10 protein-coding genes and 1 pseudogene are annotated in these 9,803 nt (G+C 61.2%); 4 read left to right on the forward strand and 7 right to left on the reverse strand.

Translation table 11 applies throughout. The features are described 5' to 3' along the window. The first annotated feature begins 230 nt into the window (after window positions 1-230). Together C404_RS46830 and C404_RS46835 are read left to right on the forward strand one after the other, a co-directional pair. A complete protein-coding gene (locus C404_RS46830; protein ID WP_021195698.1) occupies window positions 231-1,418 on the forward strand; it encodes an acetylornithine transaminase in 1,188 nt (395 codons plus the stop codon). A gap of 72 nt (window positions 1,419-1,490) precedes the next feature. After that, entirely contained in the window at window positions 1,491-1,967 is a 477-nt protein-coding gene (locus C404_RS46835; RefSeq protein WP_021195699.1) for a GNAT family N-acetyltransferase, read from the forward strand. A gap of 67 nt (window positions 1,968-2,034) precedes the next feature. On the opposite strand, the gene C404_RS46840 is transcribed toward C404_RS46835, so the two are convergent. From C404_RS46840 to C404_RS46870, 7 genes are all read right to left on the reverse strand, one after another. Next, a complete protein-coding gene (locus C404_RS46840; protein WP_031329604.1) occupies window positions 2,035-2,751 on the reverse strand; it encodes an ABC transporter ATP-binding protein in 717 nt (238 codons plus the stop codon). Between the two features lie 16 nt (window positions 2,752-2,767). Beyond that, window positions 2,768-3,544 carry an ABC transporter ATP-binding protein gene (locus C404_RS46845; protein WP_021195701.1) on the reverse strand — a complete coding sequence of 259 codons (777 nt, stop codon included), beginning with the start codon at window positions 3,542-3,544 and terminating at the stop codon, window positions 2,768-2,770. Between the two features lie 13 nt (window positions 3,545-3,557). Beyond that, window positions 3,558-4,685 (reverse strand): ABC transporter permease subunit, encoded by a 1,128-nt coding sequence (locus C404_RS46850; RefSeq protein WP_031329605.1) that lies wholly within the window; start codon window positions 4,683-4,685, stop codon window positions 3,558-3,560. A 10-nt stretch (window positions 4,686-4,695) separates the two neighbouring features. After that, window positions 4,696-5,631, reverse strand: a complete 936-nt coding sequence (locus C404_RS46855; protein ID WP_021195703.1) for a branched-chain amino acid ABC transporter permease — start codon at window positions 5,629-5,631, stop codon at window positions 4,696-4,698. Window positions 5,632-5,861: 230 nt separating this feature from the next. Beyond that, on the reverse strand, window positions 5,862-7,070 hold the full coding sequence (locus tag C404_RS46860; protein WP_021195704.1) for a branched-chain amino acid ABC transporter substrate-binding protein: 1,209 nt from the start codon (window positions 7,068-7,070) through the stop codon (window positions 5,862-5,864). 464 nt (window positions 7,071-7,534) lie between these two features. Further along, on the reverse strand, window positions 7,535-8,497 hold the full coding sequence (gene ispH / locus C404_RS46865) for a 4-hydroxy-3-methylbut-2-enyl diphosphate reductase (protein WP_374754735.1): 963 nt from the start codon (window positions 8,495-8,497) through the stop codon (window positions 7,535-7,537). An 11-nt stretch (window positions 8,498-8,508) separates the two neighbouring features. Continuing rightward, the gene (locus tag C404_RS46870) at window positions 8,509-8,988 is read right to left on the reverse strand and encodes an FKBP-type peptidyl-prolyl cis-trans isomerase (RefSeq protein ID WP_031329606.1); all 480 of its coding nucleotides are present in this window, start codon (window positions 8,986-8,988) and stop codon (window positions 8,509-8,511) included. A gap of 128 nt (window positions 8,989-9,116) precedes the next feature. On the opposite strand from C404_RS46870, the pseudogene radC reads away from it, so the two are divergent. Together radC and C404_RS59415 are read left to right on the forward strand one after the other, a co-directional pair. After that, window positions 9,117-9,584: pseudogene (gene radC / locus C404_RS46875) on the forward strand (RadC family protein); the annotation flags it as partial. Between the two features lie 26 nt (window positions 9,585-9,610). Then, on the forward strand, window positions 9,611-9,803 hold a 193-nt coding region (locus tag C404_RS59415), incomplete at its 3' end, for a recombinase family protein (RefSeq protein ID WP_160170179.1).

Genomic DNA, 9,803 nt, shown 5'->3' on the forward strand with positions numbered 1-9,803 from the left:
TGACTTGGCATCCGTCTTATTCTTGCGCCCTATGAACCAAGCCCTGCACCTCCGACGCCGCCGTACGTTGCTCCCTCCGGGAAGCCGCGCGGCTGTCTGCTGATTGCATATCGGGTTCACAGGATTCGACGATCACAAGGCCACGGGGCAACCCCCGTGGCCTTTGTCTTTTTCCAACCAGCGCTTTTCTAGTTTTTCATCTTCCTGCCGCCTTTTTCTGGAGCACTGCCATGGCGTTTGCTGACTACCCCGTCCAGTCCCTGATGTACATCACCAACCGGCCCGAGATCGTCTTCACCGAAGGCAAGGGCTCGTGGCTGACGGATCACAACGGCAAGCGATACCTGGACTTCGTACAGGGCTGGGCCGTCAACTGCCTCGGCCACTCCAACGACGGCATGATCGAAGCGCTTAACGCGCAGGCCAAGAAGCTGATCAACCCGAGCCCGGCCTTCTACAACGAGCCGATGGCCAAGCTGGCCGGCCTGCTGACCGCCCACAGCTGCTTCGACAAGGTGTTCTTCGCCAACAGCGGCGCCGAAGCCAACGAAGGCGCCATCAAGCTCGCGCGCAAGTGGGGCAAGAAGCATAAGAACGGCGCCTTCCAGATCATCACGTTTGACCACAGCTTCCACGGCCGCACGCTCGCCACCATGAGCGCATCGGGCAAGGCCGGCTGGGACACCATCTTCGCGCCGCAGGTGCCGGGCTTCCCGAAGGCGATCCTGAATGACATCGCCTCGGTGGAAGCGCTGATCACCGACGAGACCGTCGGCGTGATGCTCGAGCCGGTGCAGGGCGAAGGCGGCGTACTGCCGGCCACGCCGGAGTTCATGCAGCAACTGCGCGCGCTGACCAAGAAGCACAAGATCCTGCTGATCGTCGATGAAGTGCAGGCCGGGTGCGGGCGTTGCGGCACCCTCTTCGCCTACCAGCTCTCGAACATCGAGCCGGACATCATGACGCTGGGCAAGGGCATCGGCGGCGGCGTGCCGCTGTCGGCCCTGCTGTGCACGGATGAAGTGGCCAGCTTCGAAGCCGGCGACCAGGGCGGCACCTACAACGGCAACCCGCTGATGACGGCCGTCGGCTGCTCGGTGATCGAACAACTGCTGGCCCCGGGCTTCCTGGCTGGCGTGGAAGAGCGCGGCGCCTACCTGCGCAAGCAACTGCTGCAACTGTCGGAAGAATTCGGCCTGGCCGGCGAACGCGGCAACGGCCTGCTGCGCGCCCTGCTGCTCGGCAAAGACATCGGCGGACAACTGGTCGAAGCCGCACGCGAGATGAACCCGACGGGCCTGCTGCTCAACGCGCCGCGCCCGAACATCCTGCGCTTCATGCCGGCGCTGAACGTGACGACCGAAGAAATCGACACGATGATCGGCATGCTGCGTACCTTGCTCAAGGCGCACGCTTAAGCTTCAACGCATCACCCGGGGCGGCGCGCAACGCGTCACCCTCCTCCGCTGTTTCCCACCCTGAGGTTTGCCATGGCCGCAACGCATGTTGTTCCGGCCACGGGGATCGTTTTGTCTGACGATTCCGCGTGGCTCCCGCTGGACCAGATCTATGGTTTTCTCTCGCAGGAAACGCATTGGGCCCGCGGCCTGCCCCGTGCGGTGTTTGACCGATCGATCGCCAACTCGCTGTGCTTCGCGGCCTATCGCCTGAACGACGACGGCACACACGGTGACCTCGTGGGCTTTGCTCGCGTCATCACCGATCGTGCGACGTTCGCCTACCTGTGCGACGTGTTCGTACTGCCCGAGTGGCGCGGCAAGGGTGTCTCGCACGCGCTGATGGATTTCCTGCGTGAGCACCCCGAACCGCAGAGCCTGCGCCGCACGGTGCTGGTCACCACGGGTGCCGACTGGCTCTATCGCAAGCATGGATTTACCGATGTGCCCGAGGGGATCGGCTTCATGCAGCTGCATCGGCCGAACATCTACAAGACGGCAGCCGCCTGAAACGTAGGGCACACGCCAAAGAAAAAGCCCCGCAGTTGCGGGGCTTTCTCATGGTACTGCGAGATGCTTATTCGCCCAGGTAGGCGGCACGCACCTTCGGATCATCCAGCATCTGCTTGGCATCACCGCTCATGGTGATGAGACCGGAGTCCATCACGTAGCCGCGGTGTGCTGCCTGCAGTGCCAGGCGCGCGTTCTGCTCAACGAGCAGCACGGTCACGCCTTGCGACGAGATATCGCGCACGACCTCGAAGATCTTCTCCACCATGATCGGCGAGAGACCCATCGACGGCTCGTCCAGCAGCAGCAGCTTCGGTTGGCTCATCAGCGCACGCGCCATGGCCAGCATCTGCTGCTCGCCGCCCGACATCGTGCCGGCCAACTGGTTTGCACGCTCCTTCAGGCGCGGGAAGATGCCGAACATGCGGTCGATGTCGGCCTTGATCTGCGCCTCGTCGTTGCGCGTGAAGGCACCCATCTGCAGGTTCTCGACGATGGTCATGCGCGCAAACACGCCGCGGCCTTCCGGCACCATCGCCAGGCCCTGCTTGAGCAGGTTGTAGCTCGGCACGCCCTTGATGGACTTGCCCAGATACTGCACGTCGCCGGCGGCCCAACCCTGCAGGCCGGTGATGGCCTTCATGGTGGTCGTCTTGCCGGCGCCGTTGGCACCGATCAGCGTGACCAACTCACCTTCGCGAATCTCCAGATCCACGCCCTTGACTGCCTGGATGCCGCCGTAGGCGACCTTCAGGCCGTCGATCTTCAACATTACTGGTTTCATATTCCGCTCCTCCGCATCAGTGCGCCGATGCGCCGAGGTAGGCCTCGATCACGGCCGGGTTGCTCTGCACTTCCTGCGGCAGGCCTTGCGCGATCACCTTGCCGTAGTCCAGCACGGTCAGGCGGTTGCACAGGCCCATCACCAGCTTCACGTCGTGTTCGATCAGCAGGATGGTTTTACCGTCGGAACGGATCTTGTCGAGCAGGCCACGGAGTTCCACCTTTTCCGTGGCATTCATGCCCGCAGCCGGTTCGTCCAGGGCCAGCAGCTTGGGCTGCGTGGCCAGGGCGCGCGCGATCTCCAGACGACGCTGGTGACCATACGACAGGTTGCGCGCCGTGTAGTTGGCGTACTTGCCAATACCGACATACTCCAGCAGGTCGTGCGCCCAGTCTTCGATGGAGGCTTCTTCCTCGCGTGCGGACTTGGTGCGGAACACTGCGCCGATCAGGCCGGCCTTGGTACGCACGTGGCGGCCGACCATGACGTTTTCCGCCGCAGTCATGTCGCCAAACAGGCGGATGTTCTGGAACGTACGCGCAATACCGGCCTTGGCCACTTCGTGCACAGCGGTCGGCTGGTAGGGCGTACCGCCCAGCACGAACTCACCTGCGTCGGGCGTGTACAGGCCCGTGATGACGTTGAAGAACGTGGTCTTGCCGGCGCCGTTCGGGCCGATCAGACCGTAGATTTCGCCTTCGCGAATTTCCAGGCTCACGTCGGACAGCGCTTGCAGGCCGCCGAAACGCTTCTGCACTCCTCGGATCGAGAGGAGGACGTTGTTATTGCTCATGTGCGTGCCTCCATCAGATACGGGACAGTCCACCAGCCCGCTGCTTTTGCGGACGGTCTTCCTTGCGCGGCGAGGGCCACAGGCCCGACGGGCGATACAGCATCACCCCGACCATCGCCAGGCCGAACAGCAACTGACGCAGCACTTCCGCTTCCACGATCACATGGCCGAACAGCTTGTTCTGTACCGGCTCGGCCAACGCACGCAGCAACTCCTGGAAACCCACCAGCAAGATGCCGCCCAGGATCACGCCCGGGATATGGCCCATGCCGCCAAGCACCACGATCGCCAGAATGTAGATCGACTCCCACAGCACGAACGATTCCGGTGACACAAAGCCCTGGAACGACGCGAACATCGCCCCCGACACACCACCGAACGACGCGCCCATGGCAAAGGCCAGCAGCTTGATGTTGCGGGTGTTGATGCCCATCGCCTTGGCAGCGATTTCATCTTCACGCAGCGCCACCCATGCACGACCGATACGCGAGTTCTGCAACCGCAGGCACACGATGATGATGATCGCGGCCAGGAGCACGAACAGGTAGTAGTACATGTAGACCGAGTCGAAGCGGATGCCGAAGAAGTCATGGCGCTTCGAGAAGTCGAACCCGAAGATCTTGACCGGCTCGATCAGGTTGATGCCCTTCGGACCGTTGGTGATGTTCACTGGGCGGTCGAGGTTGTTCATGAAGATCCGGATGATTTCACCAAAGCCCAGCGTCACGATGGCGAGATAGTCACCGCGCAGCTTCAGCACCGGCGTGCCCAGCAAGATGCCGAACAACGCCGCCAGCCCGGCACCCAGCGGGATCACCCACCAGACGATGAGGTGCAGCCCATTGGGAAACAGGTTGTGGATCCACTCGAACTGGTTGGACAGGTGCGGCGAACCCAGCAACGCCATCATGTAGGCACCCACCGCGTAGAACGCGATGTAGCCCAGATCGAGCAGGCCGGCAAAGCCCACCACGATGTTCAGGCCCAGGGCCAGCATGATGTACAGCAGTGCGAAGTCCAGCACGCGCACCCAGTAGTTGCCACCTGCGGCACCCACGATGAACGGCGCAAAGATCGCGAGGATCAGGAAGCCGTAGAGCGCGGCGCGCGTCTTCATTGGCGCTTTGAAGTTTTCTGTCATGGCGCTCCCCTTATGCGCGGTCCGCAACGCGTTCGCCCATGATGCCGGACGGGCGGAACAGCAGCACGCCAATCAGCACGATGAACGCGAACACATCTTGGTAGTTCGAACCGAACACACCGCCAGTCAGGTCCCCAATGTAGCCGGCACCCAATGCCTCGATCAGGCCCAGCAGCATGCCGCCAACCATGGCGCCTGCCAGATTGCCGATGCCGCCCAGCACTGCGGCGGTAAACGCCTTCAGACCCGGGATGAAGCCCATGTAGAAGTGGGCGTTGCCGTAGTTGGTCGCCATCATCACGCCTGCGACGGCTGCAAGGGCAGCGCCGATCATGAACGTGGCGGAGATCACGAAGTTCGGATTGACGCCCATCAGGCCTGCCACACGCTGGTTCTCGGCGGTAGCGCGCATGGCGCGGCCGAGCTTGGTGCGGTTGACCAGCAGGATCAGCCCGATCATCACCAGGATAGCCACCACGATGATGACGATTTCCTTGCCGGTGATGGTCGCGCCCGTAGAGCCGATGTCGATCGGGTTAGAGGGCAGCAGTTGCGGGAAGGTCAGCGGGTTACGCGACCAGATCATCATCGCCAGGGTCTGCAGCACGATCGACACGCCGATGGCGGTGATCAGCGGAGCCAGACGCGGCGCATTGCGCAGCGGCCGGTAGGCAACCCGTTCGATGGTGTACGCCACGATGGCACAGACCGGCATTGCAAACAGCAGCGCAATGACGAGCGTGAGCCAGTCAGGCAGATTGGGGAAGTACTTCTGGAGGAAGTTGATGGCAGTCAGGGCAGACATTGCACCGACCATCAGGACATCGCCGTGGGCGAAGTTGATGATGCCGAGAATACCGTAGACCATGGTGTAGCCCAGTGCGATCAGCGCGTAAATGCTGCCGAGCACCAGACCGTTCACGATCTGCTGGATAAAGATATCCATGAGAACAGCTCCTGCTATGCCTTGCTTTGTTGTAGGCGACGGGATGGCGTGCCCGCAAGGTATGCGATCAATCGGATGGGTAAGGTGAGGTTGCTGGTAAGCGGCCTGCCGACACGCCCATGGTGAGGGCCTTGTTTCACTGGCGAGGCTATAAAAAACGGCACCGCAAGGGTATGCGCGGTGCCGTTTTTAAGGGCAAATCGTAATGAGAATCGCCCTTCGATTACTGATTACATCTTCACAACGTCAAGGACGGTCTTCTTCTTGTCCTTGTAGTTGTACAGGGTGATGGAGCCTTGCTTCAGGTCACCCTTCTCGTCAAACGAGATGTTGCCGATCACGCCGTTGTAGTTGGTTGCCGGCATGGCAGCCAGGATCTTGGCCGCATCGGTCGAGTTGGCACGCTTCATCGCGTCGATGATCACGTTGACAGCGTCATACGTGAACGGTGCGTAGATCTGCACCGGCGTGTGGAAACGGTCTTGGTACTTTTTGTCGAAGTCCGCGCCCTTTTCCATCTTCGACAGCGCCAAGCCTGCTTCCGAGCAGACGATGTTGTCGATGGCGTCGCCCGCCAGTTCAGCAACCTTGTCGGTACACACGCCGTCGCCGCCAACGATCTTGGCCGTGATGCCCAGTTCCTTGGCTTGCTTGGCGAACGGACCGCCGGTGGCATCCATACCGCCGTACATGATCACGTCCGGCTTCTTGCCCTTGATCTTGGTCAGAATAGCCTTGAAGTCGGTGGCCTTGTCGTTGGTGGCTTCACGTGCCACCACGTTCACGCCGTCGGCCTTCGCGGTCTTCTCGAACTCGTCGGCCAGGCCCTTACCGTAGGCAGTGGCATCGTCAACGATGGCCACGGTCTTCGCGCCCAGGGTCTTGGCGGCGTAGTTGGCCAGTGCCGGACCTTGCTGCGCGTCGGTCGCAACCACGCGGTAGGTCGTCTTGAAGCCTTGCTTGGTGTAGTCGGGGTTGGTCGACGACGGCGAGATCTGCACGATGCCTGCATCGCTGTAGATCTTGGAAGCCGGGATCGAAACGCCCGAGTTCAGGTGGCCGACGATGGCAACAACGTGCTCGTCAACCAGCTTCTGCGCCACGGCGGTGCCGGTCTTCGGGTCGCCCGCATCGTCTTCACCGACCAGTTCCAGCTTGATCTTCTTGCCGTCGATGGTCAGGCCTTCCTTGTTGGCTTCTTCAACGGCCAGGCGTGCACCGTTTTCGTTGTCTTTGCCAAGGTGAGCAATACCGCCCGTGAGCGGAGCCGCGTGACCGATCTTGACGACGGTCTCGCCGCCGCCAGCAGCAGCGGCCGGAGCCGACGTTGCTGCAGGTGCAGCAGCTTGGTCTGCGGGCTTTTCCTCGTTCTTACCGCAAGCTGCTACGAGTGCCACGGCAGCCGCAAGCGGCAGAACTTTGGCAAACTTGATTTGCATGAGTGATCTCCTAGATCTCGCAAGAGCAAGAAGAGCGTCCTGCCTCCCGGCCGCTCCCCCTGCGCCGATTGTTTCAATTTGAAACGCGCGAATTGTATCCCCTTTTTTTGCGGATGCAATACGCGTCGCAACAACGATTTTTACAGTAACTACGCCGCTTTACGGGCTTTCCCCAATGCCCAAACAGGCGTCATTTCGCGCAGGCATTCGCGAATGGCAGGCAGATATATCAAGAAGCATGCCAGAGTAGGGGAAACCCTGTACCGGTGCGGCTTGGCGGGCGATCCGCACGGTAAATCAAGGCTTTACAGGCATTGAAGCCGTTTTTGCGATGCACAAAACAAAACGGCCACTCCAGTTTGAGTGGCCGTTCGCATGTCAAAAGCGCTTTATGCACCGCATTAGGGCGCACCGCTTTTGTGCGCGCATTCCCCACAATTAAGTGGGCATTTACATAATCGACTTCAATTGATTTGAAGTCCCCTCGGAAGAGGGAAGGACATGTTTTCTTGAATGCCCTCGAGCGGACGCACGGTGCGCGCACCCAGCGCCTTGAGTCGATCGACGATCGACTGCGCGAGCTCTTCCGGTGCCGAAGCGCCCGCCGTCAGGCCCACGCGGCGCTTGCCGGCCACCCACTCGGGCTTCACCTGCTCGGGCGTATCCACCATATAGGCAGGCACGCCGAGCTTCTCGGCCAGTTCGCGCAGGCGATTCGAGTTAGAGCTGTTCGGGCTACCCACCACGATGACCACCTCCACCTGCGGCGCCATGAACTTCACAGCGTCCTGGCGGTTCTGCGTGGCATAGCAGATGTCCTGCTTCTTGGGTTCGTTCACGGCAGGAAAGCGCGACTTGATGGCGGCCACGATCTCCTGCGTCTCATCCACCGACAGCGTGGTCTGCGTGACATAGGCCAGTCGCGTCGGGTCCTTCACCGCGAGATGCGCCACGTCATCGACGGATTCAACAAGCAGCATGCCGTCGTTGGCCTGGCCCATGGTGCCCTCCACTTCGGGGTGCCCCTTGTGGCCGATCATGATGATCTCGAAGCCCTGTGAGCGCATCTTCGAAACCTCGACGTGCACCTTGGTCACCAGAGGGCAGGTCGCATCGAACACACGCAGACCGCGCGCCTCTGCCGCCTCGCGCACTGCGCGGGACACGCCATGCGCGCTGAAGATGACCGTGCCGCCCACCGGCACATCGTCCAGCTCCTGCACGAACACCGCACCCTTGTTGCGCAGATCGCTCACCACATAGGCGTTGTGCACGATCTCGTGGCGCACGTAGATGGGCGCGCCAAACAGCTGCAACGCACGCTCGACGATCTCGATGGCGCGGTCCACGCCAGCACAGAAGCCACGCGGCTGCGCGAGCAGAACCTCAGCATCGATCTGGGTGACTGGGTCGACCGGGGTGTTCATGGCGGTGCTCATTAGAGAATGCCGATCAGCTGGACTTCAAACAGAATGGTCTGCCCAGCCAGCGGGTGGTTGAAATCGAACAGCGCGGAGGTCTCGCCAATCTCTTTGAGTACGCCAGCGTATTTACCACCGCTCGGCGCGTTGAACTCGACGAGATCGCCCGGCTGGTAATCCTCTTCAAACGAGGAGTTCTCACGCAGCGTGGCCAGCGACACGCGCTGCAGCAGCTCCGGATTGCGCGGACCAAATGCATGCTCGGGCGCTAGGCGGAACGTCGTGCGCTCGCCCTCACGCATGCCAAACAATGCCTGCTCCAGCGTCGGCGCCAGTTGGCCCTGACCAAGCAGCAACGTTGCGGGCTTGTCACCAAAGGTGGTAACGACGTCCGTATCGTTCTCCAGGGCGACGCGGTAGTGCAGCGTCAAATAGGAATCCGCCCCAACTACCTTGCCCGCGTCGCTTGCCGACGCCTGATTCGTCAAATCTTGCACGCTCAACCTGCTTGACCAAAAAGTAACCCGTTATTGTACGTCAGCCCTCCTCTCGGTCGCTGGCGCGGCGCCTGCTCCACACAGGCTGCATGCGGGCAATCAGCGCCCGCCATCCCAACACTATCTATATGGCAATTGTCGACTGGCCCGTCCACGAGCGGCCGCGTGAAAAACTGCTCGCCCACGGTCCCGCAGCACTGTCCGATGCGGAACTGCTGGCCATCTTCCTGCGCGTGGGCATGCCCGGCAAAAGCGCCGTCGACTTGGCGCGCGAACTGCTGACGCATTTCGGCTCGCTCGGGCGGCTGTGCCACGCCTCGCAACAGGAGTTCTCGTCGATCAACGGCATGGGGCCGGCCAAATACGCGCAATTGCATGCGTTGCTGGAAGTGGCCCGGCGTGCACTCAAAGAAGACATCACCCATGGCCAGGCCTTCGATTCTCCACAGAGCGTGAAGGATTTCCTGCGCCTGACGCTGGGCCACCGCCCGCACGAGGTGTTTGCCTGTCTATTTCTGGATGTGCGGCACCGGCTGATTGCCTGGGAGGAGTTGTTCCGCGGCACGCTGACCGACCCTACGGTAGACTATCCGCGAAATTAATATTGGTCCCGAAATAGCACATGAATTCCGGCCGCCGCGTCATCTCATACACACGATTCTCCTCGCGGAAACAGGCGGCGGGACACAGTTACGCGCGGCAACTCGAAGCTGCACAAAAATGGTGCAAAGAGAACGGTTACACACTAGACGAGAGTGATCGCTACCGGGACTTGGGCGTTTCCGCGTATTCGGGCAGAAATTCTGAGACCGGAG

Origin of the sequence: Ralstonia sp. AU12-08 (assembly GCF_000442475.1) — a bacterium.
Lineage (GTDB): Bacteria > Pseudomonadota > Gammaproteobacteria > Burkholderiales > Burkholderiaceae > Ralstonia > Ralstonia insidiosa.

Excerpts from the sequence above, each read along its gene's own strand:
- C404_RS46835 (WP_021195699.1), top strand. The coding sequence starts at position 1,491 with ATGGCCGCAACGCATGTTGTTCCGGCCACGGGGATCGTTTTGTCTGAC.
- C404_RS46855 (WP_021195703.1), bottom strand. The coding sequence starts at position 5,631 with ATGGATATCTTTATCCAGCAGATCGTGAACGGTCTGGTGCTCGGCAGC.
- C404_RS46860 (WP_021195704.1), bottom strand. The coding sequence starts at position 7,070 with ATGCAAATCAAGTTTGCCAAAGTTCTGCCGCTTGCGGCTGCCGTGGCA.
- C404_RS46830 (WP_021195698.1), top strand. The coding sequence starts at position 231 with ATGGCGTTTGCTGACTACCCCGTCCAGTCCCTGATGTACATCACCAAC.
- C404_RS46850 (WP_031329605.1), bottom strand. The coding sequence starts at position 4,685 with ATGACAGAAAACTTCAAAGCGCCAATGAAGACGCGCGCCGCGCTCTAC.
- C404_RS46840 (WP_031329604.1), bottom strand. The coding sequence starts at position 2,751 with ATGAAACCAGTAATGTTGAAGATCGACGGCCTGAAGGTCGCCTACGGC.
- C404_RS46845 (WP_021195701.1), bottom strand. The coding sequence starts at position 3,544 with ATGAGCAATAACAACGTCCTCCTCTCGATCCGAGGAGTGCAGAAGCGT.
- ispH (WP_374754735.1), bottom strand. The coding sequence starts at position 8,497 with ATGAACACCCCGGTCGACCCAGTCACCCAGATCGATGCTGAGGTTCTG.